This window comes from uncultured Peptoniphilus sp., assembly GCF_946998875.1.
Taxonomy (GTDB): domain Bacteria; phylum Bacillota; class Clostridia; order Tissierellales; family Peptoniphilaceae; genus Peptoniphilus_A.
The window spans coordinates 48,916-69,426 of sequence record NZ_CAMQAY010000002.1 but is presented as its reverse complement, the minus strand read 5'-3'; the positions used below and the strand labels follow the sequence as shown (position 1 = coordinate 69,426).

The window sequence follows — 20,511 nt, the reverse complement described above, 5'->3', positions numbered from 1 at the left end:
GAGGAAGAATGTTTTACTTACAGAAAAAATTAAAGGAATATGGGAATATTTCTGTTGGAATAGTGGGCTCAGGTATAATGGGCACATCGCTATTTACATTGTTAAGTCAAAATGAAAATTTTTATCCCATAGTTTTTTCATCAAGAAATAAAGTTACACTTAAAAATGCAATAGATTCAGCAAATATAGATGAAAGAGATTGTGCCTTTACAGATGATTTGGAAGATGCAAAAAAACTTTTAAAAGAAAAAAAATATATAGCTACTACTAATAATTTAATTGCGGCGACTCTTGTAGATTGCCTAGTAGATTGCACAGGCGACACAGAAACGGGAACAAAATTATCTCTTGCTGCAATAGAAAATGGTGTTGATATAGTAAGCCTAAATGTGGAAATGGATGCTACAGTTGGTCCAATTCTTAAGGTTATGGCTGATGAAAAGGGACTAGTCTACTCTGGAACTAAGGGTGACGAACCTGGTGCAATTGTAGAAATTTATGAATTTGCAAAAAATTGTGGCTTTGATGTTTTAGTCCTTGGCAAGGGAAAAAATAATGAATTAAATAATTATGCAAGTCCAGAAAGTTTAAAGGAAGCTGCAGAAAAAAAGGGAATCAATCCAAGAATGCTCACATCTTTTGTTGATGGAACTAATACTATGATTGAACTTAATTCTGTATGTAATGCCCTTGGTTTTGTGCCAGACATTAGAGGATGCCACTTTGTAGAAACTAGTCCAAAGAAAATCGCAGATGACTACAAATTAAAAGAAGATGGCGGGATTTTAAATTCCTACGGAGTTGTAGATTTTGCTACAGGAATTGCTCCAGGAGTCTTTGCTGTTGTAAAAGCAAAATCTAATATTATAGATGAAGAAATGAAATATCTTTCTATGGGTCAAGGACCAACTTATACAATATATAGACCTTATCACTTGACTAGCATTGAGACTATTGTCTCTATAATAAAGGCTGTTGTCCTAAGAGATGCATCTATTGCACCAATGGGAGAACCCTATGCAGAAACAGTGGCAGTTGCTAAAAGAGATATAAAAAAAGGCGAGAAACTTGATTCTATTGGCGGAGAAATGATTTTTGGAACTCTTGAAACAAAAAAAGCACAAGTAGAGGGAAATCATGTGCCAATAGGAATTGTAACTGAAGGTGCCTATGCAAATAAAGACATTAAAAAGGGAAGCCTTCTCACTTATGAAGATTTGTCCTTAAATGAGGCTGCAGAAATAGTGAAATTGAGAAAAAAACAAGATAAGTATTTCAAAAAGTAAACAAATCTGATATAATATTCGCAATAGGTGATGATATGAGAATAACACAAGAAACAGATTATGCCTTTAGGATTGTAAGTTATCTTGCTAAGAACGAGGGTAAAGTAGTTGGAGCGCCACAAATTGCTGAAAGTGAAGGCGTTACAAAGAGATTTACTCTTAGAATACTTAGAAAATTAAATTTGGCAGGAATAACTGATGCAAAAAGAGGTTCTAAGGGTGGATACTATCTGAAAAAACCAAAAGAAGAGGTAACACTGTACGATGTACTTGTAGCAGTAGATGGTCCTATTGTTATCAATAGGTGCTTGCAAGGTGATAACTTTTGTAACAAAAACAAAGTTAGTGATGTAAAAAACTGCAAATTCCACACTACACTTGCTATGATGCAATCAAACATCATTAAAATGTTTAAAAACCAAACAATTGACAATTTTATATAAGCTTTGATGAGGACGGTAAGTTTTAAGAAACTAAGAGAGCAGTTGTCTGGTGCGAAACTGTGTTTTAGAAATTTATAGATCACCTCGGAGCTCAAAGGTCAAAAGCCTTTGCGTATTTGCGTTAAAAAATTAAGTGATAGTTACCTATAATTAGGGTGGTACCGCGGCTAGTTCGTCCCTTCTCATTTGAGAGGGGACTTTTTTTATAAAAATTTAGGAAGAATAAGGAGTTTTAGATGAAAAATTTTAAAGAATTATCTAAGGATAAGGTTAGTGTAAGGGAAGAAGAAATCTCAAAATTTTGGGATAAAATCGACCTTTTACACAAATCTGTAGAATCGAGAGAAGATGGTGAAAGTTATATCTTTTACGAAGGACCTCCAACTGCAAATGGTAAGCCAGGCATTCACCATGTCATGGCTAGAACTTTAAAGGACTTAACTTGCAGATATCATACAATGCTTGGATATAAGGTTAAGAGAAAAGCAGGCTGGGATACACATGGTCTTCCTGTAGAAATTGAAGTAGAAAAGAAACTTGGTCTTCATAACAAGCAAGATATAGAGTCCTATGGAGTTGAAGATTTTAACAAAAAATGTAAGGAATCTGTTTTTGAATACGAAAAAGAATGGAGAACACTTACTAGGAGAATGGGCTATCTTATCGACTTAGACCACCCATACATCACTCTTGAAAATACTTATATTGAATCAGTTTGGCATATACTAGACAAGATGTTTAAAGATGGACTAATTTATGAAGGACATAAAATAGTTCCTTACTGCCCAAGATGCGGAACTGGTCTTGCATCTCACGAAGTTGCACAAGGTTATGAAGAAATTAAGACAACTACTGCAACTTGTAAATTTAAATTAAAGGACAAAGAAAATGAATATTTCTTGGCATGGACAACTACTCCTTGGACTCTTCCATCAAATGTTGCCCTTGCTGTCAATCCAAAGGTTGAATATATAAAAGTAAAACACGCTGATGGCAATATTTATTATCTTGCTAAACCACTTGCTAAGGCTGTATTTAAAGATGATGAATTTGAAGTTATAGAAGAATTCCTTGGAAAAGATTTAGAGTACATGGAATATGAACAACTTCTTAAATTCTTAGAACCAGACAAGAAGGCCTTTTATGTAATCTGTGCTGACTATGTAACAACTGAAGATGGTACTGGAATTGTTCACATTGCACCTGCCTTTGGTGAAGATGACTACCAAACTGCTAGGGGTTACGACCTTCCAATGTTAAAACCAGTTGATGAAGAAGGTAAATTTACAGACACACCTTGGAAGGGTCAATTTGTAATTGATGCAGACCACGATGTACTTCACTATTTAATGGACAATGACTTGATGTTCTCAAAACAAAAAGTAGTTCACAACTATCCACACTGCTGGAGATGTCACACTCCATTAATTTATTACGCTCATCCATCATGGTACATTGAAGTTACAAAGTTTAAGGATAAATTAATTGAAAACAACAATGGTGTAAATTGGTTCCCAGACTTTGTTGGTGAAAAGAGATTTGGCAACTGGCTAGAAAATTTAAATGACTGGGCAATTTCAAGATCAAGATATTGGGGAACACCACTTCCAATTTGGAGATGTGAATGTGGTCACACTGAGTCAGTTGGCTCAATTGAAGATCTTAGAAATAAGGCTGTTGAAGATGTGCCAGCTGATGTGGAACTTCACAGACCTTATGTAGATGACATTCACCTAAAATGTCCTAAGTGTGGCAAAGAAATGACAAGAGAACCTGATGTAATTGACGTTTGGTTTGACTCTGGAGCAATGCCTTTTGCTCAATGGCATTATCCATTTGAAAATAAGGACAACTTTGATGAATTATTCCCAGCTGACTTTATTTCTGAAGGTATTGACCAAACTAGAGGTTGGTTCTATTCACTTCTTGCAATTTCAACTTATATGACTGGCAAAAGTCCTTATAAAAATGTTCTTGTAAATGACCTTATACTAGACAAAGAAGGAAAGAAGATGTCAAAGTCAAGAGGAAACACAGTTGCACCTTTTGAGCTCTTTGACAAGTATGGTGCCGATGTTGTTAGGTGGTATCTACTTTATGTATCACCACCATGGACTCCAACAAAATTTGACGAAGATGGACTTCGTGAAATTGAATCAAAATTCTTTAGGTCACTAAGAAACACTTACAACTTCTTTAGTCTATATGCCAATACAGATAACATTGACCCAAGAGATCACAAGGTAAGCTATGATGATTTAGAAGAAATCGACAAATGGTTACTTTCAAAATACAATAGACTTGTAAAAACTGTAAGAGAAGACATGGAAGTCTTTGAACTTACAAAGGTTGTAAGAGAAATCCAAGAATTTGTAATAGAAGATGTTTCTAACTGGTATATCAGAAGAAATAGAAGAAGATTTTGGAAAACAGATAAGGACAACACTAAGCTTGCAGTTTATAAGACAACTTACGAAGTTTTACTTGGCGTTACAAAATTAATTGCACCAATAGTTCCATTTATTTCAGAAGAATTATTTAAGTCACTAACTGATGAAGAATCTGTTCACTTGACAGACTATCCAACTTATGACGAAAATATGATTAACGACAAGGTTGAAGAAAAAATGGATTTAGTAAGAGATCTTGTAACACTAGGAAGGGCATCAAGAGAAGAAGCTAAAATCAAGGTTAGACAACCACTTTCAAAGGTTATAATCGACGGCAAGTACAAGGAAATTATTGGCGATTTAACTGATTTAATGAAGGAAGAACTAAATGTAAAAGATGTTGACTTCGAAGAAAATCTTTCTGAATATATGGAATTTGAACTTAAACCAAACTTTAGAGTTTGCGGAAGTATTTTAGGATCAAAGGTTAAAGATTTTGGAAAATATTTAAGAGAAACTGATGCAAAAGAACTTCTTGCTAAATTAAATGATGGCGATGTAAAGCTTGAAATCGGTGGAGAAGAAACTGAAATTAAAAAAGATTATGTTGAAGTAAAAATCAGTGCAAAAGAAGGCTTTGATGTGGTTATGGAAAATAATCTTTTCGTAATCTTAGACACTGAACTAAACGATGAACTTCTAAATGAAGGATATGTAAGAGAGTTTGTATCAAAGATTCAACAACTTAGAAAGAAAAAAGATTTAGACATCTTAGACAATATTAAGATAACTTATAAGTCTGACGAAGAAGTAGAAAAGGCTCTTGCTTCTGAAGAAGAATTTATAAAGACAGAAACCTTGGCAAAAGAATTAGTAAAGGCTGATGTTGATGCAGAAGTAGAAAACCTAAATGGTCACGACATTAAAATTGCAATAGAAAAAATGTAATTTAATTAAAGTAGGGCTCTGGGAAACCAGGGCCTTATTTTTTTGGCTTGAATTATATAAAAAATTAACTGTAGTTAACAAGGGTCTAGTCCCTATAAATCAACATATATCACAAAAAAATGAATATATTTAATAAAAACAAAATGATATTCGATATCAATATTGTTTACTTATAAAAATTTCTTTGTTAGTATTTATTTTGAAAAATACAAAAATCAAAATTAAGGAGGATATAATTGAAAATTTTATTTTTAATATTTGGATTTATTTTTTTGGGGATTGGAATATTTGGTATATATTTGCCTTTATTACCTGCAACTCCCTTTTTGTTACTGGCAACATATTGCTTTTCCAGAAGTTCAAAAAAATTTAATGAGTATTTTATTTCTACTAAATTATACAAGGATAATATTGAGCCAATAAAAAATAAGAGTGGAATGACAAAAGAGAGAAAGATAAAGATTCTTATGACTATCACTATTTTTCTTGGCATATCATTTTGTTTAGTGAACAACTTACATGCGAGAATTACACTTTTATTAGTGTTAATTTTTCACTACATATATTTTATTTTTAAGATTAAGACTATCAAGGAGTAGAAATGTTTAACAAAAAATTATTTAATGAGTTAAAGAGCGAGAAAATACAAATTTTAAAGCTTTTACTTATAAAAATTATACAAATGACAACTAATGTTGCCATGATTTTTTTAATAGGCAAGTCTATAGAAGCTTTAATTAGTTCAAGCTTTAGTGGGAGCAAATTTATTTTATTTATGCTCCTAATAATTGGACTAAATATTTTCTTAATAAAAATAGAAGCTAGTATATCTTACAAGGCTTCCTATAGGATTAAAAACACCTTAAGAGAAAGACTAATTAAGAAGGTTTTTTCTTTTAAGATGGAGTATGGAAGCAAAATTTCTATTTCGGAAGTTATAAATTTAGGTGTAGAGGGAATAGAACAACTCAACTTATTTTACTCTGCTCTATTGCCGCAACTTCTATTTTCCTTAATAGGACCTCTAATTTTATTTTTTATACTTTCTTTTTTAGATTTCAAAATTGCAATAATAATGCTTTTATTAATACCACTAATACCTCTTGCAATAATGATGGTACAAAAACTTGCAAAAAAAGTTGTAAAAACTTATTGGAAATCATATACAAATCTGTCAGAAGTTTTTATAGACTTCCTATATGGCTTAACAAGTTTAGAAGTTTTTAATGCAGATGAAGATTACAATGACCTACTAAATGAGAAGGCAGAAGACTTTAGGGTCAAAACCATGAAGCTTCTCATGATGCAACTAAATAATATTACGGTCTTAGACTTAATTTCTTATGCAGGATCAGCCTTGGGAATTATCTTATCCATCTATTATTATTCCAAGGGTCAGCTTTCTGTCTTTGCAGCCTTTTCTTTTATACTATTAAGTCAAGAATTTTTCTTACCCTTAAGAAGGCTAGGGGCACTTTTTCATGTGGCAATGAATGGGATTACAGCAGCTAATTCTCTCTTTAAAATTTTAGAAATAGAAAGTATAGAAGATTTTGAAGATGTACTAAAGGATGAGAAAGTAGATTTAGAAGTAAAAAATTTAAGTTTTTCTTACGGAGAAAAGGAAATTTTAAAAGACTTAAATATGAAGATTAAATCTAAAAAAATAACAGCTATAGTAGGAGAAAGTGGTTGTGGAAAGTCTACTCTTGCAAAATTAGTTGCAGGATTTCAAAGGAATTATGATGGAGAAATACTTTACAATGGCTTAAGTGAAATTTCAAATGATTCTTTAAATGAAAATATAATGTTAGTAGACAATAACCCTTACTTCTTTAAGGAAAGCCTTAGATATAATCTTAAAATTGCAAATAAAAATGCAGATGATGATAAGTTAATAGAAGTTTTAGAAGAAGTTGGTCTGTATTCCTACTTTAAAAATATAGGCGGATTAGATAGCATCCTAGAAAGTGCTGGTAATAACTTATCAGGTGGACAAAAACAAAGGCTTGCAATAGGAAGGGTACTTTTGAAAGAACCAAAGATTTTAATTTTAGATGAGTCCATTTCAAATATAGATAAGGAATCAGAAGATTTGATTTTAAATCTTATACAAAAATTAAAAGAAAAAATGACCATAATTCTTATTACTCATAGACTCAATACAGTCCTTCAGGCAGATTATATTTACTATCTTGACAATAAGAAAGTTGCTGAAGAAGGAAGTTTTGAAGAAATAAGTAAGGGAGAATTATTTTCTGGTATTTATAGATACCAAAGGGAACTAGAAATGTGGGGTTTAAATGAAGAAATTAATTGAATATAAAAATTTAATAGGGAAACTCCTATCCCTTGTGGATGATCTGAAGTTACAAATGTTTTTTGCCATATTTTTTGGTGCAAGTGGACACATATTTGCGACTTTATTGCCATCATTAGGCTTGTTCTACCTAAGTAAACTAATTTTAAATCAAACTGCAAATTTAAAATTAATAATTGGAATCTTATTTACTTTAGCTATACTAAGGGCAATATTTAAGTACTTAGAGCAGCTTTTAAATCACTATATAGCCTTCAAAATTTTAGCAATATTAAGAGACAAAATTTTCAAAAAACTAAGATCCTTGGGACCAGCCAAGATGAATGGGAAAAATAAGGGAGAATTAATTTCTATTATTACATCAGATATAGAACTACTAGAGGTCTTTTACGCACACACAATTTCACCTGTCTGTATAGCCCTAGTTCACACTTTATTTTTATTTATACTTTTATGGAGATTTAATCCAATTTATTCTTGGATACTTCTAACTTTTCACTTGATATTAGCTATAATTATCCCAATTATCACAGAAAAATCTGCTGGAGAAATTGGACGAAAGCAGAGGAAGAATATATCAAGTTTAAATTCTCTAATCCTGGAAAGCTTTAAGGGAATAAAAGAAATTGTTAATTTTTCTTATTTTGAAGATAGGTATAAGGAGATTGAATTTGAAGCAAATAAGCTAAATAGGTCTACCAAGGTTCTTACAGAAAAGTCATCTAGTAATTTTGCCCTCACATCTTTTACCATAATACTTGGAGACTTAATTTTTACTTTGGCAGCTTTTAATCTTTACAAGAATTCTATCCTAGATCTTAGTAGCTTATTATTCCCCTTGGGAGTTTTCATTTCCTCTTTTGGACCAACAAGCGCCCTTTCATCTCTTGCAAATAACTTAGTTTTGACCTTTGCCTGTGGCAATAGAGTCATGGAACTTTTAGAAGAAGATCCCCTTACACCGATAAATTACGAGGGAGAAGAAATTGATTATGAAAATATATGTCTTGAGAAAGTGAATTTTTCTTATGATGAAACAAAACTCATTAATGATTTTAACTTTAAAGCTCAGTTAAATGAGATAATAGGCCTTAAAGGAAAAAGTGGTTGTGGCAAGTCGACACTAATAAAATTAATGATGAGATTTTACGATACAAAGAGTGGTAAGATTTGCCTAAATGAAAAAAACATAAAAGACTTGAATACATTAAATTTAAGAGAGAACATTTCTTACTTAAGTCAAGAAACCCATTTATTTAGAGGAAGCATTAGAGATAACTTGAAAATTGCAAAAAAAGATGCAAGTGAAGATGAATTAATAGAAGCTTGCAAGAAGGCAAATATTTATGATTTCATAATGACACTTGATAAGAGGTTGGACACAGAGATAGTAAAGGAAAATAATGAAATCTCCACTGGACAAGCTCAAAGGCTGGCTTTAGCAAGAATCTTTTTAAGAAAATCAAAGCTATATCTACTTGATGAACCAACGGCTAACATAGATGCATTAAACGAAGGGATAATTTTAAAGTCCCTATATAATGAGAGAAAAAATAAAAATATTATAATTTCATCTCACCGTGATAGTTCTCTTAGGATTTGTGACAGAATAGTAGAAGTAAAGAGAGAAATGGAGTCATAATTCAATGATAAATTTGGATATAACAAAAATACAAATTGAATATTTATTATTTATAAAAAATCATGAAGGAAGGAAGACCATCACAGAAGCAAGTCAATTCTTTAGTTGTTCTCGGCCTAACTCAAAAAAAATTCTAGATAAAATGATTCTTACAGGCATTCTATACAAAGACGATAATGAGTATAAGTTGACAAAAATAGGACAGGAGCTTTCAGAATTTTATAATGAAAATCTTGAAAAGAATTTTTTTGTAATACAAAAATTTTTGGGTATTGACGATAATCTTGCTAAAAGTATCAGTCTTGAAATATTGTCAAAGAGACTTATTCCTTACCAAGAGGCACTAGAAAAAAGATACAAAAGTATGATTTTAGCTAAAGATATTAAGGGGAGAGAGAAGGTCCAAGATATTTCCCAATATTTAGAAAAGGGAAGGCATGAAATTAATTTTTCAATAAAAAAAATTTCTGAAGATAGCAAAAACTCCTTTGTAGATAATTCAATGGCACTTATGGGCTTTGATGATAACGCATATTTGATAATTGGAGAAGAAGCCTATATAGAGCTTTCTGCTAAGGCAATAAAGAAGGCTTATCAAGGTTACATTAAAAAAGCAATTGCTACAAAGCTATTTTATTTTGATGATGGAGAAGAAATAGAAATAAATTCTAAGGACAGGATTTTTAAGATTCCTCTTAATTTAATTGATTACTGGTCAACATCAGATGGAATAATTTTAGAAGCATCCTTGATTTTAAAAATTAAATCTCAAATGGGAATAACAATTCATGAAAAAAAAGCAAATTTTTTATTCATAGTTAACCTTTGTTTAAGTTAAATACTTAAATTTTTACACCGTAAAATAGATAAAAAGATTTTAAACTCTAGTCAAGGACTAGGGTTTATTTTTATTACAAAAATTAAAATAATATATTTATAAAATTTTTTCTGCAAGTAAATCAGAGTTAACAAAAATTCCGTGAATTTATTATAGTTTATTTTATTGATAAGTAATATAATTACCTGAGTAATATAAATTGATAACAAGGGGTCTTTATAATGAAAAATAAAAAAATTTACATATCTCTAGTATTTTTATTATCTTTACTATTCTTAACAAATTTTGTATTTGCGGACAATGAAAGCACACCAGAGAAAGAAGAAATAAATTTAGAAGATGGCTACTATGAAATTCCAATTAAGTTATGGCATGCCATAGAAGAAAAGCCTAGTATGGGCAACAAGGCCCTCATACAAAGAGCCGAGATAGAAGTAGATAATAAAGAAGCAAATTTATACATAGGATCAGACAAGATGGAATATATGTCCATAACAGCGTCCTTAGTAAATATATATTTCCAAAAGGAAGATGGAATTTATCACAGGGCAGAAGCAGGTTGCTATGACCTAGAAGTACCTAAGGAAAAGGACAAGAGGCCAAGAGTATTTAAGACAAACCTAATTAATATGGATGAAATGACAAAGGTTTATGTAGATCCAAAGGTAGAGCCCATGGGTGACGAACCAATAAGGGCGAGAATAAAATTAGACTTTGACAAAATAAAAAAAATAAATGAAAGTGAAGCAACTTTAATAAAGAAGTTTAAAGAAGGACCAAAGAAGCCAGAATTTAATTCAAAGGAAGCTGGAGAAGTCCAAAATAAAAACTTGATAGTCAACTACGGACCAGACACCTTTGAAGAAGAGTTTTATTTTTATGGTAATAAGTTATCTGGGAAAGGAGCAGAAGACTACACCAAGGACTTTGATAAGTTAGATCAAGTGAATGTTTTTAAGATTGAGTTTTTAGGGTCCCTAGATGAAATAACAGGCAAGGAAGAAAGCATTCAAGCAAAGAGAAAAAAGATTTATGCAAATAAAGAATTTGATTTAAAATTACCTCTTTTAAAATTCAAAGGACAAGACAAATTAAGTCTTTATGAAGTAAATAATGGAGAAAAAAAGAAGATAAATTACAAAGTCAATGGAGACTACATTGAATTTAAAACAAAAGATTCAGCAAACTTCATACTTGTAAAAAGTGCTAGTGCAGGTGTGCAAGTAAATAAAACCTTAGATAATAAAAATTTGCCTACATTAAGCAATATAAGCACAAACACTAGTAGTTCAAAGGAAGAAAAAGCAAAGGCCTTTATGGCGACAGTTAAAAAACCACAGAATCAAAAAATATCAAGCTCTTCAAATTCCTCATCCCCTATGCCAGTAGAAGGACCACAAGTTAGTTCAACAACACAAAACACAAGCCCACCTTCTATAGGATCACTACAAAATAAAATTACAAGTCAAGAAAACAAGGGATCATCCTCCAATCAAAATAAAGATAAAGAGAATGGGGTAGAGGGACAAGAAATTGAAGAAAAAGAATCAAAGGGCATTATTATTTTAATACTACTAATATTCATAGGATTAAATGCAATAGCCTTTGTTGTAATTAGAAAAAATTTGCAAGAAGTAAAAGATATGAAAGATGAAATGATGTTTATAGGAGGGCTAAAAGATAATGAAAAAAATAATAAATAGCCTTTGCCTTATGACTCTCATTTTTGCAAGTCTAATAAATGTTACCTTTGCCTATTCACAAGAAATAGCAAAGACAACGCCATACTATATCCATCCAGTTACAGGAGTCATAGAAGACCCAGGTAACAATCCAGGAATAGGACAGGGTATGACAGAAAATGTAGTATGTCCACAAGCTTTGGTAGAAACAACAGATGATGGAAGAATATTTTTGTCAGTCCGTTATAACCTAGCCAACTATATAAAAAATGAAACCTTCGCAGTCCAAAATTATGGCGACAATAGTTTCTATTCAGTACCAGCAGAAGTTACAGGAAAGACAGCAGAAACACGAGATTACAGATTTGAGATACCAAGCAAAAATGTAATCGTAAGGGCAACATTTTTTGTAGGGCCCATGGGAAGGGATGTAATATTTTACTACACAATATCAGATCTGGTTAATGGTAACACTGACTTTGCAACACTTCAAAATAGTTCATCAAGAAATACTAATAAACAAGAAGTAGCAGTGGAAGCCCCTCAGGCACAAGTAAACATTCCTAAAACAAAAACAAAGAACAATACACCTAACCTAAGCAATTTAAAACCACTAGAAAATGACGAACAAGTTGGAGAAGTTTTACAAGCTTCTAACCAAGGAGAAAAAATAGAACAAAAACCAGTTAACTCAAAATTTTCTGCTGGTGATTTAGGTTATGACCATGGACTTTTAACAAAGGATTCTCCAATAATTAAAAAATTATATTATTCAGATGACCAAGATGAAAAAGAAACATCTAAGACAAAATTAGGCAAAATAACCTTGGCTTTTATTTATGGCTTAATAGGACTCTTTGTAATATTAACAGGAGGATTTGTCATACTAGCCCTTCTATCATATAACTACAAGAAAAAAGTAGAAGATGAATTAGAAGAAAAAAGGAGAAACATCTATGAATAGAATAAAAAAGATTCTAGCCATACTTCTAGCAAGTCTATTATTAACATCTTGCGTGAGTCAAAAATCTGGCAAGAAAGAAAATAATGGCGAACTGAGAATAGCAGCAACATCAATGGCAACAGTTTATATAATGGAAAAATTAAACATAGACCTAGTTGCAGTACCAGACTCAGAAATCGATCCAATGCCAGAAAGATATAAGAATGTTCCTAAGGTAGGGATGGCAATGACGCCAGACATTGAAAAATTAAAACAAATAAATCCAGACTATGTTTTTTCACCAGTGTCTTTAATTTCAGACCTACTCCCAAAGTACAAGGCAGCAGACCTTGACTATGGATTTTTGAACCTAAACAACACAGATGGAATGTATAAGTCAATAGAGGATCTTGGGAAATTACTTAACAGAAAAAAAGAAGCCAAAGACTTAATTGATGAATACAAAAAATTTATAGACGACTATAGAGAAAAACACAAGGACAAAAAAGCACCTAGAGTATTAATCTTAATGGGTTTGCCAGGGTCCTATGTAGTAGCAACAGAAAACTCCTATGCAGGAAGCCTTGTAAAACTTGCAGGTGCAGAAAATGTATATGAAGGGACAGACCAACAATTCATAACAATAAACACAGAAGATATGCTGAAAAAAGACCCAGACATGATACTTAGAACAGCCCATGCCCTACCAGATCAAGTAATGGCTATGTTTAAAAAAGACTTTGCAGAAAATGACATTTGGAAACACTTTAGGGCAGTTAAGGAAGGCAAGGTTTACGATCTTGACTACAAAAAATTTGGCATGAGTGCGAAATTTAATTACAAGGAAGCCTTAAATGACTTAGACAAACTCTTCTATGGAAAAGTCTCAAATGAAGTAGGAAATACAGGTGATAAGACAAATGAAGAAAAATAAAATCATCCTAGTTTACACCATATCAATCCTTATCCTAATAGGAATCATCCTCTATTCAGCAAAAACAGGCTCCATAGAAATGACCTTTGGGAAATTGCTAAGAGGCTTGTTCATAGAATATGATCCCGACGTAGCGACAATATATGACCTTAGGTTTCCAAGAATAATAATATCAATACTAGCTGGGGCGGCTCTTGCAACATCAGGAGTTCTCCTACAAGCAGTAATGCAAAACCCTCTAACAGATCCAGGCATAATAGGTATATCATCAGCAGCTAGTCTATCAGCAAGCCTTGTAATGATATTATTCCCTGGCCTATATGCCTTTAGCCCAATTTTTTCAGTTGTGGGAGGACTCCTCGCCTACCTCTTAATATATTCGCTAGCCTGGAACGGAGGATCCAACCCAATAAAATTAATCCTTGTAGGTGTGGCACTCAACATGACACTTATGGGAGTAAACGAAGGCATAAAATCCATGATGGGGGGCAACCTCACAAATGTTCAATCAATAATCGAAGGCAATGTAGCACAAAAAACTTGGGCAGATGTAAAAATTATGGCAATTTACGGAATCCTATTTCTAATAATAGCACTCTTCACAATAAGGACAGCTAACCTACTTCAACTGGAAGATCAAACAGCACAAGCCTTGGGAGTAAATGTAAATAGAGATAGATTTATCCTAGCCCTAATAGGAATAATACTAGCATCAGTATCCACAGCCATAGTTGGAGTAATAGGATTCTTAGGCCTAGTGGTGCCGCACATAGGAAGGATAATTCTTGGCTCAAACCACAAGAACCTAATACCCTATTCCATGATACTGGGAGCAATAACCCTCCTCCTATCAGATACCTTGGGAAGAGTGATAGCCTACCCTTACGAAATAAAACCATCAGTAGTAATGACAGTAGTGGGCGGAATATTCTTTATAGGCCTATTAAAAGTAGGAGGGAAAAATTATGGAAATTAATCACTTATTTTTCGCCTATGACAAGAACATGGTTATAAAAGACTTAAATCTAAAAATAGAAAAAAATAAGATTACAACCCTCCTAGGTGCCAATGGCTGTGGCAAGTCAACACTTTTAAAACTAATAACAAGAGTAGAAAAACCGAAAATGGGTTTTATAAGTCTTGATGGCAAAAACATAAAAAATATAGAGAGAAAAGAATTTGCAAAAAAAGTTGCCATAGTTAGACAAAAAAATCAAATAGCAGGCGACATTAAAGTTGAAGAACTTGTTGCCTATGGAAGAAATCCATATGTTGGCTTTATGCAGAAGCCAAGCATAGAAGACAAAAACAAAATAAACGAGGCAATAGAAGTTTGTGGCTTAGAAGAAATAAGAAAAGAGAGAGTCAATTCCCTATCAGGTGGACAAGTCCAAAGGGCGTGGATAGCCATGGCGATTGCACAAGATAGCGAGATACTTCTCTTAGACGAACCCACAACCTACTTAGATATCAAATACCAAATAGAAATTTTAAAACTAATAAAAAATTTGAATAAAAATCTAGGAAAGACAATAATCATGGTCCTTCATGACATCAACCAGTCCCTAGAGTATTCGGACACCATAGTAGGAATGATAAAGGGGAAAATCGAATTTCAAGGAAAGGCAAGCCAAGTCTTGACAGGAGAAAATATAAGTAAGATCTACGACACAAAACTAAAAATAATAGATATAGAAAATAAAAAATATGTATTTGCAGAAGACTAAGGAGGAAAAGTGAAAGGACTAATAATTTATTCATCAAAGACGGGAAACACCAAGAGGATGGCAGAAAAAATTTATGAAGTCTTAAAAGATAAACAACAAATGACAATAAAAGACATAAGAGATGCACCCCAAGTAGAACAATTTGACTTTATACTTTTGGGTGCTTGGATAGATAGAGGGACCTTAGAGACCAAGACCCTAAAATTCTTAAAGACCATCAAAAATAAAAAACTTGGCTTATTTGCGACATTGGGAGCAATGCCAGACTCAGAACATGGAAGGAAGGTGATAAAAAACTTAGAGAATCTTTTAATAGACAGGGACTCCTTGGGACAATACATATGCCCAGGCCTAGTAGACCCCAAGATGATAGAAAAATTAAGAGGAATTACAGGACTAGTAGTTCCAAAAAAGATAAAAGAAAAAATGATAGAAACAAGCCTTGCATCAAGAGAGGCAAGCGAAGAAGAACTAGAAGGAGCAGCAAGATACTTCTTTGAAAAATTAATTAATTTATAAAAATTAGTGGGTGTTTGGGTGGGATTAGGAAAGTACGTTTATAGCTTTATAAGGATTAGTTATGCAAAGATAAATAATATAAAGAAAGGATAAATAATATGAAATATTTAAAGAAAATTAGTTTATTACTATTAGTATTAATGATGTTGGTTCCAACTTTTACATTTGCTCAAGAAATGAATCTAGAAGCCATAAAGGAGCAAATTAAAGAAACTATAGACTACTCTGATTCAGAACTTTATGGATTTAAATATTCTGATAGATCCGTAAGGACAGTTGCTGATTTTGCAATTTATCACAGAAAAGAAGCAAAACTTTCTATGGCTGATGATGCATTTAATAAAGATTTATCAAAAGTGGAAGATAAGGGCGACAGCTACGAAATAACTTTATATACAAAGCCAGTTAGTAAAGAAATGCTTAACAATGTATATAAAGCAGATTGTACAAGTATTACACCTGTAATAAAGGGCAAGGAAATTAAAGTGGAAACTTTTGGTTCTAAAGAAGCTGTAAATAATAAAAATAAGACTGTGCCTGAAGGATTTAAATTTACTATATTAAAATCTGATTTATCTGTAGATGAAAAAGTAAAAGATTATAAAAATTACTTTAGGATAAAATTTACAACTAACCTAGCTGACTCTGGATTTTTAGGAAAAATTGGTGCAGCTATGATGAATCCTAATGCAAGATTTTTTGTAAAATAAATTATTATAAATAACTAATCCTTGAAAATTTACAATTCAAAAGATGTTTATTGTGAATAGTAATAGATGTATAGCGAATAGACCTATACATCTATTAACTATATAAAAAAAGAAAGGAAAATAAATTGAAAAAAAGTATAAGTTTTATTTTATTTTTAATGATATTTTTATTCACAAGTGGTTCTAATGTATTAGCAGCAGAACATTCTGCTGAAATTCCAATTACTGGAGATAAGAGAGCACACTTTGAAATTCATCCAGAAGTATATAAAAGATGGTCTCAAGGGAAAGATGTATCTACCGATGCAACGGCAACTCATCCGCAATTTGATGAAAGTAGATTAAAAATGTCAGGGAAAAAAATTTCTGATGATGATGAAAATTTTAAAGAATTTAGAGAAAAGCACAAGTCTGAAGCTGCTTCTAATCATCATGATGAGCCTCAATGGAATGCCTATGAATTAGACTTAATGAATAAAGTTGGGTACAGCGTTTATGGTAATTTTATTATAAATAGTTCTGGAATAGATGACGGAAGTATGTATAATATTTGGCCTGAACAAGTTGAAATGTATCTATCAGCGTATAACGAATCCACTAATTCATGGAGTGAACCTAAAAAATTAAATAAAAAAAGAAGTTATGACGAACAAGGAAAAGGATTTTACGTAATACAAGATTATAAATCAAGCCATGATGGAAGGAAATATTCAATAAGTTTTAGCCTTGAACCGGTAAATTATTATAAGAGTAAACATGACAAGTTTAGAATATATATCTTTCAAGGTTGGCCTAAGCCAATACCTGACGGTTTACTTCCTGGAACATACAGCATTCCCTTATCCATAAGATATGATAACTCTCCTGGGAAATATTCTATGGCAGCGGGTGCCGTGGAGGATAAAGGCAAGTTAATTGTTGAACAAGATGGCTCTCTTAAATTAAGAATAAAATTTAAGGCCATGACCTTATCAGACCCTGCTTATACAGGTGGACAGGTAATAACAGGACATCTTAAGCAACTATGGACATATAATTCCGTAGAAGATTTTAATAATTTCATGAGAATGCCAAGAATCTATACTGCAAATGAAATTTACTTAAATAATCCAAAGAACTTAAAAAGATATTTTTCTGAAAACATCGGTGGAATAGAACATAGTTTTCCTGAAATTTATGAAATACCATTAGAATATCAAGATGGTTCGACAAATTATGAATCTCAAAAACTTTTCAAAGTGCAAGTAGATGCAATGGGTCAACAACTTGAACATTTCAATCTTCTTATGAGATGGGAAGATATGCAATTAGAAAAGTTAAACCTAATAAGTGGGAAATATAAGGTTTTACCAATAATAAAAGATGACAAAGACTTAAATAAATTATGGGGAAATAATAAAATTAAGTACACAAGAGAACAATATAATGATGAATTATTACAAGGAAAAAAAGATGAGATAGCTTTTAATAGTCAAATAGCAGTCATTCCAATATATGATTTACAAATAAAGGAAAACAAAGCCGATTTAATCCTATATTGGCCAGAAAAAATAAAAGAAAATGGAAAAGACTATGAAACTGGTATTGTAAAAATTGATAAATCTAAGCCTATTCAATATAAGTCATCTGATGGAACAATAAAGGATGCTGAAATATTAGAGGAAAAGAATTTTACAGTAGAAAATAGTAATAATACTTATACAAGTAGGATAACAAAATTAGAACTTAAAGATGTGCCTTTGGCTACTACTGAACTTGACGAAGAAATAAGTTTACTTAACGCTAGAAGCATTAAGGTAACATCTGGCGATGCCGAAGTTATATTAAATCCTGATGATTTTGACCTTGAAGAAGGATTTGTAGATCCAGTGCTTGATATATATAATTTTGATATCAACAAAAAGGTTTTAGAAGAAAAAATTGAAGAAATTAATAAAGATAAATTAACTGAGGCAATAGAGAATGCTAAAACTATAGAAAAAGGTAAGCATTCAGAAGAAGATTATAAAAAACTACAAGGAGCTATTGCAAAAGCACAAAATGTTAAAGATGATACTAATGCAAATCAAGAAAAGATAAATAATGCATTAAAAACATTAGAAGGAGCAATAGATGAGTTTAATAAATCTGAAACAGTAGAACCAAAACAAGTAAAGGAATTAGAAGTACCAATTGCACTATGGCATTCACATGAGGACAAGGCTTCGATGGGCAATGGCGCCCTAGTCCAAAAGGCAAAAATCACAGAAGAAAATGGCAAGACTTATATGACAATAAAATTAAAGGGTCTTGATTTTATGGGTATGCGTGGCCATTTATTACAATTCTGGACATACAAAGAAAATGATTTTAAGTCTGAAAAAATAGAATCTACAATAATTGAGAATAAAAGAGATAAGGGACTAGGAAATGAAGAAAAAGAATTTCCATCTTTATTCAAATTTGAAATAGATCCTAAGTTTAAAACTCAAGATGGAGAAATTTATTGTCGTGTAAGTGTAGATGCTATGGCTAAACTAGGTGGAGCTGAACAAAATGCAAAATTGAAAATAACAGGGTCTAAAGCAAAAGAATGGACTGGATGGGGAGATGACAGCCAATCTAACCCAAGCAACCCAAGCAACCCAAGTAACCCAAGCACTCCAGGATATTCCTTCCAAAACTTAGCTATAGAAAGATCTGCACTAGGATCTGCAATGGCAAGTGCAAGTGCATCTATGAGTAAGGGAGCTGACTCCAACTTAGTAGCAGCTATGGCAAGGGCAGGTGCAATTGCTAATAACCCATACGCATCAAGAGAAGAAATATTAAGTGCTACACAAGCCCTAAATAATGCAGTTATTAACAATAAAGGTAGCATGAATAAGCAAAACAATAATAGTTCTTGGGGCAATAACAACCAAGCTTGGGGGAACAATAACCAAGGCTGGGGCAACAACAACCAAGGCTGGGGCAACAACTCTGGATGGGGAAACAACAATTCTTCATGGGGAAGTTATGGTAACAACAAGCAAGGTTGGAATAACAATTCGTCATGGGGAGTTTATAACAACAACCAAAACAATCAAAACAATCAAAACAACCAAAGCAATAAAAACAATGGACCAGTAACAATCCAATATGAGGTACCTGTAGAAGTTCTTCACGCTTATCAAGATGGATACTCTATGGCAAATGGAGCAATAAACCACATAGCAAGAGTAGAGGAAAGGAATGGTCAATTCAGGTATAGCGTTCAATTTAATCCTCTTGAAAGAGAATTTAATGGACAAAAACTTGTTGGTAATTTAACTCATCTATTTATTCATGATGGTAATAAATATTTAGCAGAACAATCATCTGGAAATGTATGGTCATGGGTTATGAATGGCAAATATGACAAGGTAAATGTCAGCGTTAAAGTTGATGTAATGGATCAAATTGCCGTAAATGAACAAAAGGCAATCCTATCCTTTAACTGGAACAATGCAAGAGAAGTAGGTAGAGTTGGTGGAAACAACAATAACCAAAACCAACAAAATCAAAATCAACAAAATCAACAAAAGCAAGCACCACAAGTAGCACAAAATAACAATGCATCAAATAACTTTACAGACATAAGCGGCCACTGGGCTAAGACTGCAATTGATTATGTTGTAAGCAAGGGATACTTTGCAGGCCTAAGCAATACAGAATTTGGTCCTAACAAATCTATAACAAGGGGACAATTTGTAAGTGTTCTAGGAAGAATGTTAAATGTCAATGTAAATGACTACAAGGATCAAAACTTCAAAGATGTTAAGTCAGGAATGTATTACAGTCCATACATCACATGGGCAAACAAAGTTGGAATAGTATCAGGAGTAGGTCAAGGAAACTTTGCACCTGATAAAGAACTAACAAGAGAAGAAATGGCTGTAATGATGACTAAGTTCTTAAAGGTTTCAGGCAAGAATCTCAATGCCAAAGGCAATACTAATGGCTTTAAAGATGAAGAAAAGATTCAAAGTTGGGCTAAGGATTCTGTAAAGGAAATGGCAAGACTTGGAGTAGTAAGTGGCATGGGCGATGGAAGCTTCGCACCAAAATCTCAATTTACTAGGGCACAAGTTGCACAAGTTCTTTACAACATTGATCATAATTAAGTTTA

General features: G+C 32.4%; 15 protein-coding genes and 1 other annotated feature. All 15 genes read left to right on the top strand.

The window, feature by feature from the left end; all coding sequences use genetic code 11:
- Positions 1-8: 8 nt before the first annotated feature.
- The 15 genes from Q0U74_RS01570 to Q0U74_RS01500 all read left to right on the top strand — a co-directional run bounded on the left by Q0U74_RS01570 (position 9) and on the right by Q0U74_RS01500 (position 20,506).
- Positions 9-1,286, top strand: a complete 1,278-nt coding sequence (locus Q0U74_RS01570) for an NAD(P)H-dependent oxidoreductase (protein ID WP_297392303.1) — start codon at positions 9-11, stop codon at positions 1,284-1,286.
- A gap of 35 nt (positions 1,287-1,321) precedes the next feature.
- Positions 1,322-1,729, top strand: coding sequence for an Rrf2 family transcriptional regulator (locus tag Q0U74_RS01565; protein ID WP_297392301.1), 408 nt, complete (start codon positions 1,322-1,324; stop codon positions 1,727-1,729).
- Positions 1,724-1,912: a binding site (T-box leader), on the top strand. It overlaps the preceding gene by 6 nt.
- A 53-nt stretch (positions 1,913-1,965) precedes the next feature.
- On the top strand, positions 1,966-5,067 hold the full coding sequence (ileS, locus tag Q0U74_RS01560; RefSeq protein WP_297392299.1) for an isoleucine--tRNA ligase: 3,102 nt from the start codon (positions 1,966-1,968) through the stop codon (positions 5,065-5,067).
- A 236-nt stretch (positions 5,068-5,303) separates the two neighbouring features.
- The gene (locus Q0U74_RS01555; protein ID WP_297392296.1) at positions 5,304-5,666 is read left to right on the top strand and encodes a YbaN family protein; all 363 of its coding nucleotides are present in this window, start codon (positions 5,304-5,306) and stop codon (positions 5,664-5,666) included.
- A 2-nt stretch (positions 5,667-5,668) separates the two neighbouring features.
- Complete coding sequence (locus Q0U74_RS01550; protein WP_297392294.1) at positions 5,669-7,387, top strand: ABC transporter ATP-binding protein/permease; 1,719 nt, start codon at positions 5,669-5,671, stop codon at positions 7,385-7,387.
- Positions 7,371-9,029: an ABC transporter ATP-binding protein gene (locus Q0U74_RS01545; protein ID WP_297392292.1), complete on the top strand. Its 1,659-nt coding sequence runs from the start codon at positions 7,371-7,373 to the stop codon at positions 9,027-9,029. The genes Q0U74_RS01550 and Q0U74_RS01545 overlap by 17 nt, the downstream gene beginning before the upstream one ends.
- 4 nt (positions 9,030-9,033) lie before the next feature.
- Entirely contained in the window at positions 9,034-9,867 is an 834-nt protein-coding gene (locus Q0U74_RS01540) for a hypothetical protein (RefSeq protein ID WP_297392290.1), read from the top strand.
- A 221-nt stretch (positions 9,868-10,088) separates the two neighbouring features.
- The gene (locus Q0U74_RS01535) at positions 10,089-11,570 is read left to right on the top strand and encodes an NEAT domain-containing protein (RefSeq protein ID WP_297392288.1); all 1,482 of its coding nucleotides are present in this window, start codon (positions 10,089-10,091) and stop codon (positions 11,568-11,570) included.
- Positions 11,551-12,513, top strand: coding sequence for a heme-binding Shp domain-containing protein (locus Q0U74_RS01530; RefSeq protein WP_297392286.1), 963 nt, complete (start codon positions 11,551-11,553; stop codon positions 12,511-12,513). The genes Q0U74_RS01535 and Q0U74_RS01530 overlap by 20 nt, the downstream gene beginning before the upstream one ends.
- On the top strand, positions 12,506-13,426 hold the full coding sequence (gene isdE, locus Q0U74_RS01525; RefSeq protein WP_297392285.1) for a heme ABC transporter substrate-binding protein IsdE: 921 nt from the start codon (positions 12,506-12,508) through the stop codon (positions 13,424-13,426). The genes Q0U74_RS01530 and isdE overlap by 8 nt, the downstream gene beginning before the upstream one ends.
- Positions 13,413-14,402, top strand: a complete 990-nt coding sequence (locus Q0U74_RS01520) for an iron ABC transporter permease (RefSeq protein ID WP_297392283.1) — start codon at positions 13,413-13,415, stop codon at positions 14,400-14,402. The genes isdE and Q0U74_RS01520 overlap by 14 nt, the downstream gene beginning before the upstream one ends.
- Positions 14,392-15,153 carry an ABC transporter ATP-binding protein gene (locus Q0U74_RS01515; protein WP_297392281.1) on the top strand — a complete coding sequence of 254 codons (762 nt, stop codon included), beginning with the start codon at positions 14,392-14,394 and terminating at the stop codon, positions 15,151-15,153. The genes Q0U74_RS01520 and Q0U74_RS01515 overlap by 11 nt, the downstream gene beginning before the upstream one ends.
- Before the next feature lie 9 nt (positions 15,154-15,162).
- Positions 15,163-15,672 carry a flavodoxin family protein gene (locus tag Q0U74_RS01510; protein ID WP_297392279.1) on the top strand — a complete coding sequence of 170 codons (510 nt, stop codon included), beginning with the start codon at positions 15,163-15,165 and terminating at the stop codon, positions 15,670-15,672.
- Between the two features lie 98 nt (positions 15,673-15,770).
- On the top strand, positions 15,771-16,382 hold the full coding sequence (locus Q0U74_RS01505) for a hypothetical protein (protein WP_297392277.1): 612 nt from the start codon (positions 15,771-15,773) through the stop codon (positions 16,380-16,382).
- A 125-nt stretch (positions 16,383-16,507) separates the two neighbouring features.
- Positions 16,508-20,506 carry an S-layer homology domain-containing protein gene (locus tag Q0U74_RS01500; protein ID WP_297392275.1) on the top strand — a complete coding sequence of 1,333 codons (3,999 nt, stop codon included), beginning with the start codon at positions 16,508-16,510 and terminating at the stop codon, positions 20,504-20,506.
- Positions 20,507-20,511: the final 5 nt, after the last annotated feature.

Excerpts from the sequence above, each read along its gene's own strand:
- Q0U74_RS01550 (WP_297392294.1), top strand. The coding sequence starts at position 5,669 with ATGTTTAACAAAAAATTATTTAATGAGTTAAAGAGCGAGAAAATACAA.
- isdE (WP_297392285.1), top strand. The coding sequence starts at position 12,506 with ATGAATAGAATAAAAAAGATTCTAGCCATACTTCTAGCAAGTCTATTA.
- Q0U74_RS01565 (WP_297392301.1), top strand. The coding sequence starts at position 1,322 with ATGAGAATAACACAAGAAACAGATTATGCCTTTAGGATTGTAAGTTAT.
- Q0U74_RS01540 (WP_297392290.1), top strand. The coding sequence starts at position 9,034 with ATGATAAATTTGGATATAACAAAAATACAAATTGAATATTTATTATTT.
- Q0U74_RS01505 (WP_297392277.1), top strand. The coding sequence starts at position 15,771 with ATGAAATATTTAAAGAAAATTAGTTTATTACTATTAGTATTAATGATG.
- Q0U74_RS01515 (WP_297392281.1), top strand. The coding sequence starts at position 14,392 with ATGGAAATTAATCACTTATTTTTCGCCTATGACAAGAACATGGTTATA.
- Q0U74_RS01535 (WP_297392288.1), top strand. The coding sequence starts at position 10,089 with ATGAAAAATAAAAAAATTTACATATCTCTAGTATTTTTATTATCTTTA.
- Q0U74_RS01530 (WP_297392286.1), top strand. The coding sequence starts at position 11,551 with ATGAAAAAAATAATAAATAGCCTTTGCCTTATGACTCTCATTTTTGCA.
- Q0U74_RS01570 (WP_297392303.1), top strand. The coding sequence starts at position 9 with ATGTTTTACTTACAGAAAAAATTAAAGGAATATGGGAATATTTCTGTT.
- Q0U74_RS01545 (WP_297392292.1), top strand. The coding sequence starts at position 7,371 with ATGAAGAAATTAATTGAATATAAAAATTTAATAGGGAAACTCCTATCC.
- Q0U74_RS01520 (WP_297392283.1), top strand. The coding sequence starts at position 13,413 with ATGAAGAAAAATAAAATCATCCTAGTTTACACCATATCAATCCTTATC.
- ileS (WP_297392299.1), top strand. The coding sequence starts at position 1,966 with ATGAAAAATTTTAAAGAATTATCTAAGGATAAGGTTAGTGTAAGGGAA.